Origin of the sequence: Thiolinea disciformis DSM 14473, assembly GCF_000371925.1 — a bacterium.
Lineage (GTDB): Bacteria > Pseudomonadota > Gammaproteobacteria > Thiotrichales > Thiotrichaceae > Thiolinea > Thiolinea disciformis.
This window is the reverse complement of sequence record NZ_AQVE01000001.1, coordinates 200,637-216,986: the sequence shown is the minus strand read 5'-3', so window position 1 is coordinate 216,986 and position 16,350 is coordinate 200,637. Positions and strand designations below refer to the sequence as shown.

The window sequence follows — 16,350 nt, the reverse complement described above, 5'->3', positions numbered from 1 at the left end:
TAATCATTATACTAAATACTAGCGTGTTACTAAGCTCTATTCTATTAATCTATTATTATCTTTTATCAAGCCCCACAAAGGATTTTTTATGCGCAAACTTGTTATTCTGTTGGCCACCATCGGCCTTGGCTATGCCAATTTCACCCAAGCCACTGAACCGCCTAAATGCTATAACGAAGGACACTACGTGGTCATGGGAACAGCAGTGCCTGACGACAATGTGGGCACAAACTTCACTATTTATAAAAAGGCCAAGGCTAGTGAAAAAGTTACCTGCCCGCTTAAAAAAAATAGCACATGGACTATTCCTAATAACGAGGCTGAATATTATTTGGGTCAAAAAGGTGACTTGCTTATTTTAGATAGTGGCACATCCGAGCAAGGACGGAGTATTATTATTTGGAACTTAGCGCAGCGTAAAAAGATAAAAAACTTCCCTTACGAAGCAAGTGCCACTATTAAGGGCAATAATTTAGTTTACTGGACACGCTCAAAAGACAAAGTTACCCCTCAAAACTGCCCCAATTTAAAACAATTTAAGAAAGCTGGTTTAGATACCGCCATTGACTATCAAGAGTTATTAGACCTTAAAACCTTAAAAGTTAAGAAAACTACGATTAAGCAGTGCTCAGGTGTATCCTAAACGTTTACAAGAACCTTCAAGTCGTCGCCTGTTTTGCTTTTTTTAAGAGGAAGAATCATGAAAGCTTTATGTATAGCAGCCCTTGTGGTGAGTAGTTTCCTATCACAACAGGCTTTAGCGGCCTGTGTTGGTGGCAAAACGCTATTCTTCTGCAATACGAAAACCGCCAATAAGCAAATTGAACTTTGCGATGCAGGCAAAACCATCAATTATTCGTTTGGCAAGAAAGGCAAAAAACCTGAGTTAGCTATCTCGATACCACGCGCCCAAGCCAGTACCTATCAATGGTCAGGCGTTGGACGCTGGATGTCATACAGTGTAGATGTACCAAATAATGGTTATGTGTATAACGTCTTTTGGGGCGTAGATCGCATCACGGAAGAACATGCCATTGAGGCTGGTGTGACGGTAACAAAGGGCGATGCTGTCAAAGCCACTATTTACTGCCAAGAAAAAGGTTTAGTAAATAACTTGGAAGGAGTTAAATTGAAGGCGGCTCAATAAATGCCTTCTTCGCCGAGGGCGATTTGGGATTGGAGGGTTGGTAAGTCCATTTAATTTACCCAATTTTCCAGTTTCAAATTAGGCACACGTTCAAACTCACGTACATTATTAGTCACTAGCGTCAGGTTTATACTTCTAGCATGACCTGCAATCCATAAATCATTTACACCAATTGGCTTACCTAAGCGAGTTAAATGCAAACGAATATCGGCATAATGCTCATAAGCTGATTTCTCTGGATATAAAATAGCAAACGGCTCAACATTTTTAGCCAAAATATCGATATAACGCTCTGCATGTGGGTGCTTTAATGCACCATAATATAACTCACCATAGGTAATAGCAGAAATAGCAACTTCGCCTATTTGCAGTTGTTGAAATCGTGCTAGCACTTCTGGTGGTTGCTGTTTAAATAGATAAATACAAATATTGGTATCTAACAAATATTTTATGTCCAATCTTCGTACTCCTGTGGCAAGTCCTGCTCTCTTCCGTCTGCCATAAAGTCCTCTGGCATTTTAGGAATCGAAGCAAAAGCCTCAGCTAGATTTTTAGCACGTTTACGCAGCACGATCTCATCTCCTCGTTTGAAGATTTCGATTTCGTCCACATCAAACTGGAACTCTTTAGGAATACGCACGGCTTGGGAGTTGCCGCTCATAAATACTCGGGTGGTTTGCATAATAGGTATATACTCCATATAAAAGTATTTACATAGAGTATATACCCCTAAACTCAATAGTCAATTTATGGCTTTAAACACTACTTGCGACTAACTCACTCGCTGGTAGAGCTTTAATAGGCACATCAAAGCTAGTCAACTGTGGCAAAATTGCATTGTGATGTTTTCGAATAACTTGGGCGCTGGCATGTGGTTTATCATGAGTGGTGTGGGCATCTGCCACTAGTTCAATGTGGTAGCCTAATGAAGCCGCTTTACGTACTGTAGTATCCACACAGAATTCAGTTGCATAACCACAAATAATTAAATGCTCGATAGCATGTTGATCTAATAAGGCTTTTAAATCAGTACGCAAGAAGGAATCAGGTGAGTTTTTTCTAATATAAAAATCAGTAGATTGATGTTCTAAGCCGTTCGCTAAAGTCCAACCCGCACTTTGATAAGCCAGGGGTGTATCTGGGCGATCATGCTGAATATAAATGATAGGAATTTTATTTACTCTTGCCCATGCAATGACTTGATTGATATTTCTGATCACTGATTGGGCTTCATAAGGTGGTTGCACTGCAACAAATAAAGCCTGCTGAACGTCTATAACTAGTAATGCTTTTTTCACGGCGAACCTTTATATTTTATAAAAATAAGCAAAATAATTTCGAGAAATGTAATTACTCCCACTTCAACGCCCCACCCGTCTGATACTCCGTCACCCGCGTTTCAAAGAAATTCTTTTCTTTACGCATATTCGATTGCTCGTCCAACCACGGTAGGGCATTTTTCGCACCTGCGAACGGTTCTTCAAAGCCTAATTGACGCGCACGTCGATTCGCGGTGAAGCGGAATTGTTCATGATGGTCTTGAGCGCTATAGCCGAGGATAGGGTTTGGTAATAAGAAATTGGCATAGGCCATTTCCGCCGCTTCGGCTTCGTCCCACATATCACGGATATCGCGTGGGTCGAGAGTGACGTTTTCTTCCTGCATGATTTGACGCACGACGCGAATACCGAATGAACAGTGCATCACCTCGTCGCGCATGATGTATTGCAATTGCTCCGCTGTCCCTTTCATTAAACCGCGCCGTTGCAAAGCAAAGATTGGCGAAAAGCCGTTATAGAACCAGCAACCTTCGAAAATCCCCGAGAAGAAAGCGTAGGACAGGACAAATTCCTGCAAATCATCGGAATTACGCAGGTTAATATCGGAGCGCATCACCGCATTCAAACGGCGATTCGCGACTTGAATTTTCTGATTGATTTCCGGCACAACACGATAACGGTTATAGATCTCGCTTTGATCCAAACCAATCGTCTCGATGCAATGCTGATACGTCCAGGTATGCAACGACTCTTCATACACCTGACGCGCTTGATAAATCTGCAATTCGGGTGCGGTCATCTTTTCCATCACCGCCAAACCGATATTACGCATTGCCAGAATGTCGGATGTTGTTAAGTACGCCAACACGTTTTCATAAACATGGCGTTCTTCAGACTTAAGATTATGATGATAATCGTGGACATCCTGCGCCATATTAATGTCGAGGGGTGTCCAGTGATTTTTGTTGGCATTGATGAAGAATTCCCACGCCCAAGGGTACTTGAATGGCGCGAGCTGATTGATATCGCCCATGCCATTCACGACGCGCTTATCTTCCGAATTAATCGGCTTCATCGGCGTAAACGGTTCTGCTGTCCCCCGCTCACGCCGACGAGCCGATACACCCACACTTAACGTTGCTGGCGGCGTCTGCGCAGTAGCTGTTGCTTCTTGCGTAGTTGACGAACGTCGTTGCGGGCCGGATTCTGCGTCATTAGCACTGTCCTCATAAGTCGCAGGTTTAACAAGATTTATCCCAGCGGCGGGAAAATCCGAGTTAATCTCGGTCTGTATAAGTTGTTGTGTCTGATCCGTCAATTTTATCGGACGGGTTAAGGCATCAGTCGGTGCTAATGCGTTATCCTGTCCGGCTTCCACGGAGCGCGATTGTACACCTGAAGTCGGCGCAGCTAAAGGATTATCCCAGTTTAATGTCTTCATTTTTACTCTCACTCATCAAATAGCTTTAAAACTTCAAGCAGATTTTTTGAATTGGATTTAAGTTCTGCATCGTGCAAAACTTTGACTTGTGAGAAACATAGCTTTTCGATCAAGAGCTGGTACAGAGCGGCAACTCCATACCAGCAATCACTGGGGCTTTAAGACTTTCTTAAAGCCTTAGCCTTTAGGTGGATAGGGGTCATTACCATGACTGTCGCGCCTATCTATAACACTGTTACGTTTATGAATAGCTAACTCTGTTTCTTGATTACGGCTAATTACTCTGCCAGCAGCAATAGCTTCTTTCTGAGTTTCATAAACACCTGATGCTCGACTAGCACCATCTCTTTTAACACACCAGCCATCTTCATGTGACAATACTCTATGGGTATCTACCATTGATTTAATCCTAGGTCTCAACTTAAAAAAGAATCCAATATTGAGACCATAAAGAAATATTGGATTCCCAAAAATTAGTTCACTACTGACACGCTTCGCAATCAGGATCCAACAACGAGCACGCTTTCGGTGCTGCCGATCCCACCTCCAACATCGACGTTGCAACTTTCAATACGGGTTTTTTCTCCACCACGGGTGTGGTGGTTGAGGTTTCATTCAGCTTTTCCGCGCCTGTTGCACCAATCGAACGTAAGTAATAGGTGGTTTTCAGACCCCGCACCCACGCTAATTTATATAAATTATCCAGCTTCGCGCCATTCGGCTCAGCCATATACAAATTCAGCGATTGACCTTGGTCGATCCACTTTTGACGGCGACTGGCGGCCTCCACCAACCAACGCGCATCCATTTCAAACGCGGTCGCATATTTCGCCTTAATTTCTTCTGGCACACGCTCCAACTGCTGCACAGAACCGTCGAAATATTTCAGATCGTTAATCATTACCTCATCCCACATATCCAATGCCTTCAAATCCTCAACTAAATAAGGATTGATCACCGTGAATTCGCCGGACAGATTCGATTTCACGAACAAGTTTTGATAAGTCGGCTCAATCGATTGGGAGACTCCACAAATATTAGAAATAGTCGCCGTCGGAGCAATCGCCATCGTGTTGGAGTTGCGCATACCTTGACGTTTAACTTGTTGGCGTAGGCTGTCCCAATCCAAAGTCTGGGTTTTGTCTACAAAGCAGTATTCACCACGCTCTTGCTCTAATAATTCCAAAGAATCAATCGGCAGAATACCCTTACTCCATAACGAGCCTTCATAACTTGGATATTTACCGCGTTCTGCCGCTAAATTACTGGACGCACGAATCGCAAAATAAGATACGGCTTCCATGCTTTGATCCGCAAAACTTAAGGCAGCTTCGGAAGCATAAGGCAAGTCCATGATATATAAAGCATCTTGGAAGCCCATAATGCCTAAGCCCACTGGACGATGGCGCAAATTCGATTTACGCGCTTGTGGTACGCTGTAGTAATTGTAATCAATCACATTGTCCAACATACGCATGGCGGTATTTACAGTGCGCTCAAGCTTTTCCAGATTCAAGCCATCTTTGTTGGTATGCGCCACCAGATTAATAGAGCCAAGATTGCAGACTGCAATTTCGCTGTCGGTGGTGTGCAGGGTGATTTCAGTACAGAGATTCGAGCTATGCACCACACCCACATGCTGATTGGTATAGCGAATATTGCAAGGGTCTTTAAACGTAATCCAAGGATGACCGGTTTCAAACAGCATCCCAAGCATCTTGCGCCAAAGCTGGGTGGCTGGCAGTTTGCGGAATAACTTAAGATCGCCACGCGCTGCTTTAGCTTCATATTCGACATAGCGCTTCTCAAATGCTTTGCCAGTCAAATCATGCAGATCAGGTGCATCATCCGGCGAAAATAAAGTCCATTCTTTATCTTCCGCGACCCGCTTCATGAACAAATCAGGAATCCAGTTGGCGGTGTTCATATCGTGCGTACGGCGACGCTCATCACCCGTGTTTTTGCGTAGCTCTAAGAAATCTTCAATATCGATATGCCAAGTTTCGAGATAGGCGCAGACGGCGCCTTTTCTTTTGCCACCATTGTGAGCTAATGCAGCCGTCGTCATGTAAGACTCATCGCCTTCCACAATTAAATCGAGTACGAAAGGCACAGTAGGAATGGTTTCAACACTGCGTATCCGACTAAATACATAGCCATTGTGTGTAATCCAATTCTGCTTAGTTAAGGCTTTGCAATTGACCAGCTCAGCAATCCCAGCCACAGCAGGAATGCGAATGTCATAGACTTTGGTGGTGCCTGTAAATTCAATTTTTGAGCCATCCGAGCGTGTACCTGCATGAGCATTATCACGTTCGCGATATTGCCCCGCCGTTGGTACACCTAAGCGTAAACATTGATAACGTAAGCCTTCCGCCAGCGCACGTGAGGTATTAGTGAAGTAAATTTCTTTACCACGACTTACGCCACCATCGGTTTCCAGCAAACCTTGAAGCAGTGCTAGGGTTTGTGGACGTGGCAAATGCGCAAATTTACGGGCAATACGCTTTTCACCCTTAGCATTGTAAAGGTCGTTATAAGTGAACGGCAGCGTTGCAGCACCCGCGCCGACAATCCGCCCTGTAGTGCCATCACGCACTACACCTTGACCACTCGCCCAATGAATTTGTAGGTAGGTTTCGCCACGTCCGGTTTCCCAGCAATGAATGCCGCGTGCGCTTAAATAATCACACACGAATTGCAAATGGCTATCCTGTTGCGGGTTACCAGAAACACCCCATTCCATGCCATCTTTGCTCATGTGACCATCGCCGAGCAGAATACCGTAAAGCCGAGCATCCTCGTCTGTGAAGCCCTTCACCATAACCGTTTCAGTTGGAATGACTTGAGCCACATAATCGCCTGCTTGTAATTGACCCGCATCTACCCAAGCAGCCTCGACCTTGCCACTCTCTAACCATTTGCGAGTACGTGAATTAGCTTGCTCCAGCGGCACGCCTTTTATCGCCCAGAACGGGTGGCCAGCCGTTACCTTGACAGGCTCAATCGAATGTTTCACATCCAAAGCCACCATAGGATCTTGTTGGTTATAGGTCATCACCTTTTTGACTTCGCGGTAAGTGCCGCTAATGCCCAGCACTAAATCACCGACCACGATCTCTCGAATCGCTTTTGTACCATCCGCAGTGTGCAATAAGGTATCGGGAGCAAAGCACTGATTCACCGCTACCGCCGTGTCATTCGCCACTTTCAAAAATGGAACCACACCCTGCGATTTACCATTGGTACCTTTGATATGTGAACCCATACCACGTACACGACTCCAGTCATTGCCTAAGCCACCCGCAAATTTAGACAGCAAGGCATTGTCTTTAATTGCGCCATAAATACCATCAAGGTCATCCGGTACAGTGGTGAGATAGCAGGAAGATAATTGTGGGCGTAAGGTGCCAGAGTTAAACAGAGTAGGGGTGCTACTCATAAAATCGAAGCTAGATAGCAGATTATAAAATTCAATCGCGCGGGTTTCACGGTCCACTTCATTAATCGCTAAGCCCATTGCAACTCGCATAAAGAACACTTGTGGTAATTCAAAGCGCGTGCCTTGATGATGCAAGAAATAGCGGTCGTAGAGGGTTTGTAAACCTAAGTAACTGAATTGTAAGTCGCGTTCGGGCTTGATAGCAGCTCCCAACATTTTTAGATCGAAACGGCTCAGTTCGTCAGCGAGTAGATTGACCTCGATACCGCGCTTAATCGCTTTGTGTAAGGCTTCTGGATAGAGGGCTTGCATCTCATGTTGTGTGGCCTCTGTGATTTGCCCCTCCAGAAAACTTAAAGATTCGCGGCGTAGGCTGTCCAGCAGCATACGCGCAGCCACTTGTGAATAATTAGGGTGGTGATCAATCAAAACGCGCGTGCTAATAATCAGCGCTGTCGCCACTTCTTTCTCAGAAATACCATCATATAAATTGCGTAATGCGCCTTGAGTCACTTGCGCCGCATTAACACCCTCTAAGCCTTCGACTGCTTCCGCAATAATTTTATGCAAACGCTCTTCATCCAGCGGATGAAGCTCACCATTTTCGGTTTTTACCTTGATCGCCAAATCGACCTTGGATTTGCCTTTTTTATCTTTTTTGGCGCGTAACTTGGCGCGCTCTTCACGGTATAACACATAACTACGGGCTACTTTATGTTCGCCTGCACGCATTAACGCTAATTCAACTTGGTCTTGAATATCCTCAATATGGATCATGCCACCATCGGGCATACGGCGTAACAGTGCTTCCGCCACTTGCTCCGTCAGCTTTTTAACCGTGTCGTGAATCCGCGCAGAACCGGAGGCTGTGCTGCCTTCTACCTCTAAAAACGCTTTGGTGAGCGCAATTTGAATCTTGCTGGCATTAAACTCCGTCACCTCGCCATTACGTCGAATTACCTTACATTTTGATGAATTCACAAGCGATGGCGTAGATAATACGGACATAGCGTCCTTCACCGGCAATTTGGCGTTTGTCGTTTGCATGGAAACCTCTGCCCCTACGATAGAAGCGCAACAAGATTAATAAATGGGAGAATAAAATTCTTTACTAGAATAGCTATCCCTATAGTTTAAATCACAATGGAATGTGTTTGAAGACTGCTACAAGCACAATATATTGTCATTAAGCTGTGTATAGCCTGTGGATAAGTTGTGAACAACACGCTGTACCGCGCTTTATCGCTGGCCTCAAGATAGATAAAAAATTTTCTCACCTGATTCCTTCAGGTTCATAAATTTCATGTCAATTCAGATGAAGAATGGCCTGTGTGACTTTTCCTCACCTTCTGAATCAGGCATTCTAGCCGGTCACATCAAATCCCTTAATTATTTGGAGTTCCCCATGAAATTAGGCTATTGGGCGGCGCTAGTTTTAGTGAGCAGTGTTGTATTACAGGGCTGTGCGGCTGTTCCTGTTGAGGATGCCAGCGCAACAACGGCTGACACAACCCCCGAAACAGACGCCACAGAGAGCACTGTCAGTGCCACCACCAAAACGGAGACTACTAGCACAGCACCAAGTGCTTCAGTTACCAAAAGCCCTGCAACTACCTTGGTGGCTGCCTCCATTATGGAAAAAAACAAGCAAGATGCCTTAGCACTCTTAGATGAGGCAAAAAAACAAAATCGTAAACTGACAGCGGACGAGCTAGAAGCAGTGATTCGCAAACTGAGCGTGTGTAGTCCCTCGTAAAAGTTACTTTACGGACTAGGTGAAACAGTTCATAATTAAATTCTAATATTGTGAATTAGCCTTACAAGTAGGAGCATCAAGATGACGATTGATCGTATGGTCATGGCACTCGCTGGCACAATGGTATTGTTGAGTGTATTACTAGCCGTTTATCACAGCCCGAATTGGCTTTGGCTGAGCGGTTTTGTGGGATTAAACCTGCTGCAATCAGCGTTTACGGGTTTTTGTCCAGCCGCCATCATCTTTAAAAAGTTGGGCATTAAATCAGGCACAGCGTTTTAATAAGCTTTCTGGAGCGAAACCCTGTTTGACAGGGTTTCACGCCAAGTCCCATTTAACGTTTTCTTATTTCAGGTTCAAAATGCGAAAGCGGCTTGAAGTCTGCCACACAGCGCATAATAGGAATCCATTCCGCTAAATGCTGTGTGGTAAACACACGGCCTTGATGCATACTTTTGTCCATGCCGTCGTGGAATAGCACCGTGCCACCTTTACGACGCGAACACATTTGCTCCATTACATTGCTAATAATCTTATCGCCTGCTTGATTTTTTTCGTCCCAATCAAATGATGACATTTCCCACGCCAGATGCTGAAAACCATAATCACGCAACGCATTTAAGACTTGAGGCTGTTTGTCACGATTAAACCAACCATCGCCATACGGCAAACGAAATAAAGGTGGATTGGTATTCAAAAAAGGTTCGCTCACATCCATCGCCATTTTCACATATTGACGCATGGTATTGGGGTCTAGCTCGGAATGGCGTACATGATAATAGCCATGTGAGCCAATGGTATGTCCTTCACGTGCGGCACGCTGCATAATCTGCTCACGATCATGGCACTCTTTAAGCGCTTGACAATTAGTTTCACCTTGAGTGCATTGAGTTTGCTGAATCTTTTCACAATCAATTTTTTCGCCAATCACAAAAAAGGTGGCAGAAATCTTTTCACGTTTTAGGACATTTAAGACATCACTGGTCTGTAGGGCTGGACCATCATCAAAACTCAGATGTAATGGGTAGTATTCGCTTGCCATGCACTGATAGCGAGCGCGAACTTGTGCGCAATCGACGGCGGCATAAGCTGTATTGACGGCGAATAGTCCAACTAATAAGCCAGATAAATTCCACTTCATGTCAGGATTAACCCCTTTTTGCATTCTGTTTTAAGATTGATTCAGGTAAAGTTTACCCGACTATGGCACATTTCGCTGAAACACCCGCAAGAGGGTTCGTCTTTGGAATTCGCCAATTTATTTAACTAATTTTATGATTGCGTCATTCACAAAAAATCTGGGGGCTTCCATGCTGACTCCACGCATTACATTACTAACCGCGTGCTCGGTGATTCTTGCTGCTTGTAGCACTGCACCTGTGCAAGAACAGGCACAAGAAACTCAACCTATTAATAGCCATATTCCACAAGCACAAGCGCCGACTTATATAACACAGCAGCGCCCTGCCCAAGGTATGACCGCACAACAATATGCGATGCAACAACGTCAGCGCGAAGCACAGCAACAACTTGCTATGAATGCAAGACGCCAAGCACAGCAACAAGCGTCAGCTAGACCACCGGTACAAACTGAACGCTCTGCTACGATGCCGCGCCCTAGTTTGAGACGTCGCCCACCGATTCTAGAACAGCAGCGCCAAGCCCAACAAGAACCCTCCATGATAGCACAAGCGCCACGCTTAATTCAGCGTCCTATCATGCGACCTGCGCCACCACGCAATATGGCACCACCGCCTAGCTCTGGCACCGTACAATTTGCTGCGGGGCGCATGTATACCGGCCCTGGGCAATTTAATCGCTTGCCAGATGTGGTGGCCGCAAAATTACGCGCTGATGGTATTGCTGAACACGGCTTTAGCGCTTATGTACGCCCTGCTTCAGCCGGTGCCCCAGCCTTATTAACCGCCAATGCGGATATGCCACGTAACCCAGCATCAACCATGAAGCTAGTCACGACCTATACCACCTTAGGGGTATTAGGCCCTGATTATCGTTGGCCGACCGAGATTTATACAGCCGGTGCGGTGAATGGTGGCGTGTTATATGGTGATGTGATTATTAAAGGCTATGGTGACCCGACTTTTTCTGAAAATGATTTTCGCAACTTACTCCAAGCCTTACGTGGACGTGGCATCAACGCCATTAAAGGCAATTTGATTGCAGATAGCACCTTCTTTAGCGTCCCTAATACTAACGAAGGCGCTTTCGACGGCAATGTGGGTGCAAGCTACAATGCGATTCCAGAAGCCATTCTGTATCAGGAGCGCGGCGGCTGTTATGAATTCACCAACTTAAAAGGCAAAATCGAGCGCATTTGTCCAGTCTTACCCACCAATGCCAGTGCCCGTGCTGATTTGAATACCAATTTATTCGGCGGCTTCTGGAAAATTTGGGTCGGTGAAATGCGTGGTCGTATGGATGGCCAATTCGTGCGCGGTGTCACACCATCGAATGCCCAATTGGTTTATACTAATATGTCACGTCCAGCCCGCGATATTATTATGGAAGTAAATAAAGACAGTAATAATGTTATGGCACGCCAATTATTATTATCGGTTGGAGCCAAACAATTTGGTGCGCCGGGCACTCCTCAAAAAGGCGCGCAAGCAGTGGGGCAATTTCTTGAGTCACGTGGTTTGAGTTTTGATGAATTACGCATTGAAAATGGCTCAGGTTTAAGCCGTATTGAACGTATTAGTGCGCGCCACATGGGTGAATTATTAGCGGATGCCTATAATAGCCCGTATCGTAATGAATTTATGAATTCGCTGGCCGTATTAGGCGTGGATGGCACACTCAAAAATCGTATGAAAGGTAGTCCACTCACAGGACGCGGTAAATTTAAAACCGGCACTTTGCGTGATGTGCGTGCTTTAGCAGGTTATTTACAAGCCGCGAATGGTCAAACTTATATTGTGTCCGTTTTACACAATGACCCACGAGCGCGCACTCAGCGTGATGCACAAGATGAATTAGTGGAATGGGTCTATTGGGGACCTCGCAATAATTACGCGATGGCCTATTAATTCAAAAGTGGCTATTAAAAAAACCGGCGAAAAGCCGGTTTTTTATTTTGTAGTATTTTAAGGATTACGCTTCCAACAATCTGCCACATGATCATCGACTAAACCCACGGCTTGCATATACGCATAGATAATCGTCGTTCCAACAAAAGTCATCCCACGCTTCTTTAAATCCTTTGCAATAGCATCGCTAATCGCTGTACTGACAGGAACCTCGGCAAAAGTTTTCCAGTGATTCACAATCGGTTTATTATCAACAAATCGCCATAAGTAACAATCAAAACTACCAAACTCTTGCTGAATTTTAATAAATACTTGCGCATTTTTACGGGTAGCAAATACTTTTAAACGATTGCGAATAATCGTAGGGCTTTTTAAGCAGTTTTCTAGCGCCTCATCACTCATTGCAGCGACTTTTTGTACATCGAAATCATGAAAAGCCGCACGATAACCTGCACGCTTTTTGAGTACGGTCTCCCAGCTTAAACCAGCCTGTGCCCCTTCCAAAATCAACATTTCGAATAAGTGCTGATCGTCGTGCTGCGGCATTGCCCATTCGTGATCGTGATAATGCGCGTAAAATTCTTTACCCGCACTACCCCCAAAACAACGCTTTTTACCATCCGCGCTCACGTCGAGCATGGTTTAGCCTATGATCAAAGCTTGTTTAAGGAATTGGGGTAAGACGGCACTGGCTTCATGAATGTCCGCATTGTAATACCGAGTCGGGAAAGTAAGCTGCTGGGCTGCTGCTTTACGCTTAAACGCGATCTGGCCTTGCTTAGCCGCAATCGTGCAACTCCACCAACCAGTTGGATAACAAACTTGTTGGAATTGGTGGAATTGAATCGCCGTGAAACCTGCTTGGCGCATGGTCGCGTGCATCGGTTGAATGATTTTTTCTAAATGCACTAAGGGCGATTCACTTTGTTGCACCAACAAGCCACCCTCACCTAGCGCCCGCCAGCAACCTTTGAAAAACGCTTCACTGTATAAGACTGCGCCAGGCCCAATCGGATCAGTGCTATCCACAATCAAAACATCCAGTGAACCCGCAGGCGCATTATTAATCCAAGCAATGCCATCTTCAAAGGCCAATGTTGCACGTGGATCATGATTGGATTCGCATAACTCAGGGAAATATTTTTCACTCATGCGCGTCACGCGCTCATCAATATCAATTTGAATCACCGACTCAACCACGTCATGCTTCAATACTTCGCGCAACGTTCCACAGTCACCACCCCCAATAATGCAAACCCGTTTGGGCGCCGCATGGCTAAATAAGACTGGATGGGCCAGCATTTCGTGGTAAACGAAATTGTCACGAGTGGTGACCATCGTGAAACCATCCAAAGTCATTAATTTGCCAAACGTTTTGGTATCGTAGATTTCTAAATGCTGGTATGAAGTCTGTTCTTCGTGCAACTTTCCATTTTCAGTTAATTCAAAACCGAATAAGGTGCCTGCATCGGAAATTTCGGTGAACCAGTTCGATTGCTTACTCACTGTTGCCGTCCTAGTTAAACTAAAAAAGGCGCTATTATGCCATAAAGCGGGGCTGGTATTGAGTAAACCCGCACTAAATAAGTTTTGCATAGACATCCACCAGACGTTCCTGCTGACTAGTACTTAGCGCAACGAGCAAGTCTTTGGCGATATTTTCAAAACTCACACTAGCCTCATTAAACACGCGTTGACCCGTCTCGGAAAGTTTCACCAAACTCTGACGTGCATCGCGTTGGTTGGCCACCTTATCCACGAGATGATTTTTCTCCATGGGTGCTAGTAAGCGCGTCACACCGGAAGCACTCATCCCCACATGCTCTGCTAACGCAATACGTGGAACCGCTTTATGAGGAGCATTATCCAGATAATCCATCACAAGGTATTCTGTGAAACTAAGACCATGCACACTCAAACGATTCTCAACTTTCCGAGCTAGTCTTGATGCTATTAAGGCATTCTGGATTAAGCAGCTCGCGCTGATAGTTTTTTTAGTCATATTTCTCTTCACATTTAATTGATTAAGCAAGTATATATGAAGTTTAAAGCAATTAAAATAAGTTTTAAGTCATGACTATTTCTCAGACACCTAGACAACTGACTGAGAGTCAGTTAACCTAATGTTATTAAATGACCCGTAGTCAGTTACCATGCCACCTCGTGCGATTAATCCGGAAGACAAAAGTCTAAAACGCGAATCCATTTTGGATGCTGCTCAACACCTTTGGGTTGCTCATCCCGAACATGTCAGCAGTATGGATGCCCTAGCGCGTGCCAGTCATGTTGCCAAGGGCACCTTGTATTTGTATTTCGGTAGCAAAGAAGAAGTACTCTTGGCGTTACACGAGCGTGATGTAAAGCATTTTTTCGAACAACTGGTACTACGTGCTAAACAGCCAGAACCTATGACACTGGAAGAAATGGCCGACATCGTCATTGCAAGCATTCGTCATTCCCCCACTTTTCTGCCTTTAGCCTCTCTATGTTTAGGTACGATGGAACGACAAATTCCAGATCAAGCGGTGATTGAATTTAAAAGCCGTATTTCCGAGGGCTTAGATCAAGTCGTGCAAGCTTTGCGCGCTCACTTCCCCGCCATGAGTTGTGTGGTGATGATGCAGGGCTATGCGCTGATTTTAGGTTTGTGGCAATTATTACAGCAAAACTCTTTTAACCGCCTAATGGCTGAAAAACAAATTGAGCTAGCTTGCGCCTTTTATATGGACGAAGACGAATTTCTAACACTACTTAGTCACTCTCTTGTCACCTTGTTTCAAGGTCTATTAGCGAAAACCTCTCAGGATCAAGCATTATGAAAATCGGCTGGATTGGAATTGTCGCTTTATTAAGCTTAAGCGGCTGCAAAGAAGAAAAAGTGGAAGCAGAACCGATTCGCCCAGCCCAAGTTTGGGAAACACAAGCGCAAGTTGGCGAAATCACAGAGCGCTACAGCGGCGAAGTACAAGCGCGCCAAAGTGTTGACTTTGCCTTCCGTGTGGGTGGCAAATTAGTGAGCCGCTTAGTTAATGTGGGCGATACGGTCAAAAAAGGTCAAGAATTAGCGCGTCTCGATGATCAAGACTCCAAGTTAACGGTCAACCAATCAGAGTCTGGCTTGCAAGCCACTTTAGGTAGCTTAGCCTCGGCGCAAAGTAATTTTAGTGGGGCACAAGGCCGTTTAGCGAGTGCAAAAGCTAATCTTACGGCTGCGCAATCAGGCTTGGAGGCTGCGCAAACTGCGGTAGACACCGCCAAAGCGAGTGCTAGCGCAGCACAGGCCGCTGTGGGCGTCGCACAAGCTGAATTAGATAATGCCCAACTTGAATATAAGCGTAGCGAACAGCTGGTACAAAAAGGGTTTGCGAGTAAGGCGGTCATGGATCGTGATACTCAGCGCCTGCAAACGGCACAAGCGAATTTAAAATCGGTCAAAGCGAATGCCGCCGCCGCTCAATCTCAAGTGCCATCAGCCTTAGCACGTGTCAAAACCAGCCAAGCCCAAGTGAGTGCTGCGGAAGGTGAAGTAGCTGCCGCCGCTGGTAGTTTAGAGGCTCTCAGTGGGCAAATTAAAAGTGCTCAAGCCCAAGTGAATAGCACCCAAGACCAATTGAAACTGGTAAAAAATCAATCTGGCTATACGGTTTTAACCAGTACGGTTGATGGTGTTGTGACTAAAGCACCGATTGAGGCAGGCCAAGTGGTAGGAGCGGGACAAGCGATTCTAAGTGTGGCGCGTGCAGGGGAATATGAGGTTTATATTCGTGTGGGCGAGCAGGCCATTAAAGATTTAACAGTGGATCGTCCTGCGACTATTTCACTCTGGGCCGATCAGCAAGTGACCTTACAAGGCACGGTACGTGAGATAGCGCCGGCAGCCGATGCTAATCGCACTTGGCTAGTCAAAGTTGCCGCACAAGATCCGAACCAAGTGCTACGTCTTGGGATGACTGCAACCGTGCTATTTTCACAGCCTTTACCTGAAAAAATAGCTTGGCTACCGGCCACTGCTTTATTCCAGCAAGATAAAAAGCCTGCTATTTGGATTGTCGGCAGTGACAACAAAGTTAATCTACAGCCCGTCGTTGTACAACGTTATTTGCAAGATGGTTTATGGGTAGCCGGTTTGAATGCCGGTATCAAGGTGGTGGCTGCTGGTGTCAATCGCTTACACGCAGGACAGCAAGTCAATCCTGTCCCTTATAACGGCCAAGCCAAGCCCACCGGCTTATAAGAG

At 45.4% G+C, this 16,350-nt stretch carries 17 protein-coding genes; 7 read left to right on the top strand and 10 right to left on the bottom strand.

What is annotated here, in order from left to right; all coding sequences use genetic code 11:
- The first annotated feature begins 88 nt into the window (after nt 1–88).
- Entirely contained in the window at nt 89–643 is a 555-nt protein-coding gene (locus A3IE_RS0100995; RefSeq protein ID WP_020393704.1) for a hypothetical protein, read from the top strand.
- A gap of 57 nt (nt 644–700) precedes the next feature.
- On the top strand, nt 701–1,147 hold the full coding sequence (locus tag A3IE_RS0100990) for a hypothetical protein (RefSeq protein WP_020393703.1): 447 nt from the start codon (nt 701–703) through the stop codon (nt 1,145–1,147).
- A gap of 50 nt (nt 1,148–1,197) precedes the next feature.
- Here A3IE_RS0100990 and vapC read toward each other — a convergent pair whose 3' ends face one another.
- The 6 genes from vapC to A3IE_RS0100960 form a co-directional block, all read right to left on the bottom strand.
- Nucleotides 1,198–1,605, bottom strand: a complete 408-nt coding sequence (gene vapC / locus A3IE_RS0100985) for a type II toxin-antitoxin system tRNA(fMet)-specific endonuclease VapC (protein WP_020393702.1) — start codon at nt 1,603–1,605, stop codon at nt 1,198–1,200.
- Entirely contained in the window at nt 1,596–1,829 is a 234-nt protein-coding gene (locus tag A3IE_RS0100980) for an antitoxin (protein ID WP_020393701.1), read from the bottom strand. Before A3IE_RS0100980 ends, vapC begins: the two co-directional genes overlap by 10 nt.
- Before the next feature lie 73 nt (nt 1,830–1,902).
- On the bottom strand, nt 1,903–2,445 hold the full coding sequence (locus A3IE_RS0100975) for a cysteine hydrolase family protein (RefSeq protein ID WP_020393700.1): 543 nt from the start codon (nt 2,443–2,445) through the stop codon (nt 1,903–1,905).
- Nucleotides 2,446–2,497: 52 nt separating this feature from the next.
- Nucleotides 2,498–3,868, bottom strand: coding sequence for a ribonucleotide-diphosphate reductase subunit beta (locus A3IE_RS19550; RefSeq protein WP_020393699.1), 1,371 nt, complete (start codon nt 3,866–3,868; stop codon nt 2,498–2,500).
- Nucleotides 3,869–4,045: 177 nt separating this feature from the next.
- The gene (locus tag A3IE_RS0100965) at nt 4,046–4,267 is read right to left on the bottom strand and encodes a DUF2188 domain-containing protein (protein ID WP_020393698.1); all 222 of its coding nucleotides are present in this window, start codon (nt 4,265–4,267) and stop codon (nt 4,046–4,048) included.
- Nucleotides 4,268–4,349: 82 nt separating this feature from the next.
- Nucleotides 4,350–8,318, bottom strand: a complete 3,969-nt coding sequence (locus A3IE_RS0100960) for a ribonucleoside-diphosphate reductase subunit alpha (RefSeq protein ID WP_245539163.1) — start codon at nt 8,316–8,318, stop codon at nt 4,350–4,352.
- A 295-nt stretch (nt 8,319–8,613) separates the two neighbouring features.
- Between A3IE_RS0100960 and A3IE_RS0100955 the strand changes: the two genes are divergently transcribed.
- Both A3IE_RS0100955 and A3IE_RS0100950 read left to right on the top strand, forming a co-directional pair.
- Entirely contained in the window at nt 8,614–9,066 is a 453-nt protein-coding gene (locus tag A3IE_RS0100955; protein WP_157832818.1) for a hypothetical protein, read from the top strand.
- An 81-nt stretch (nt 9,067–9,147) separates the two neighbouring features.
- Nucleotides 9,148–9,348 (top strand): YgaP family membrane protein, encoded by a 201-nt coding sequence (locus tag A3IE_RS0100950; RefSeq protein ID WP_020393695.1) that lies wholly within the window; start codon nt 9,148–9,150, stop codon nt 9,346–9,348.
- Between the two features lie 52 nt (nt 9,349–9,400).
- Here the strand turns inward: A3IE_RS0100950 and A3IE_RS0100945 are convergent, their stop codons facing one another.
- A complete protein-coding gene (locus A3IE_RS0100945) occupies nt 9,401–10,207 on the bottom strand; it encodes a polysaccharide deacetylase family protein (protein WP_157832817.1) in 807 nt (268 codons plus the stop codon).
- 169 nt (nt 10,208–10,376) lie between these two features.
- Between A3IE_RS0100945 and dacB the strand changes: the two genes are divergently transcribed.
- Nucleotides 10,377–12,113: a D-alanyl-D-alanine carboxypeptidase/D-alanyl-D-alanine endopeptidase gene (dacB, locus tag A3IE_RS0100940; RefSeq protein WP_245539160.1), complete on the top strand. Its 1,737-nt coding sequence runs from the start codon at nt 10,377–10,379 to the stop codon at nt 12,111–12,113.
- Nucleotides 12,114–12,170: 57 nt separating this feature from the next.
- On the opposite strand, the gene A3IE_RS0100935 is transcribed toward dacB, so the two are convergent.
- Genes A3IE_RS0100935 through A3IE_RS0100925 form a run of 3 tightly spaced genes read right to left on the bottom strand, consistent with a single transcriptional unit; the run spans nt 12,171 to nt 14,115 of the window.
- Complete coding sequence (locus A3IE_RS0100935) at nt 12,171–12,752, bottom strand: DNA-3-methyladenine glycosylase I (protein WP_020393692.1); 582 nt, start codon at nt 12,750–12,752, stop codon at nt 12,171–12,173.
- Nucleotides 12,753–12,755: 3 nt separating this feature from the next.
- Nucleotides 12,756–13,709 carry a polyamine aminopropyltransferase gene (gene speE / locus A3IE_RS0100930; protein ID WP_110721348.1) on the bottom strand — a complete coding sequence of 318 codons (954 nt, stop codon included), beginning with the start codon at nt 13,707–13,709 and terminating at the stop codon, nt 12,756–12,758.
- Nucleotides 13,693–14,115 carry a MarR family winged helix-turn-helix transcriptional regulator gene (locus A3IE_RS0100925; protein WP_020393690.1) on the bottom strand — a complete coding sequence of 141 codons (423 nt, stop codon included), beginning with the start codon at nt 14,113–14,115 and terminating at the stop codon, nt 13,693–13,695. Before A3IE_RS0100925 ends, speE begins: the two co-directional genes overlap by 17 nt.
- A gap of 151 nt (nt 14,116–14,266) precedes the next feature.
- Here A3IE_RS0100925 and A3IE_RS21765 point away from each other — a divergent pair, with 151 nt between their 5' ends.
- Together A3IE_RS21765 and A3IE_RS0100915 are read left to right on the top strand one after the other, a co-directional pair.
- Nucleotides 14,267–14,932 carry a TetR/AcrR family transcriptional regulator gene (locus A3IE_RS21765; protein WP_020393689.1) on the top strand — a complete coding sequence of 222 codons (666 nt, stop codon included), beginning with the start codon at nt 14,267–14,269 and terminating at the stop codon, nt 14,930–14,932.
- Nucleotides 14,929–16,347: an efflux RND transporter periplasmic adaptor subunit gene (locus tag A3IE_RS0100915; RefSeq protein WP_020393688.1), complete on the top strand. Its 1,419-nt coding sequence runs from the start codon at nt 14,929–14,931 to the stop codon at nt 16,345–16,347. Before A3IE_RS21765 ends, A3IE_RS0100915 begins: the two co-directional genes overlap by 4 nt.
- Nucleotides 16,348–16,350 lie beyond the last annotated feature (3 nt).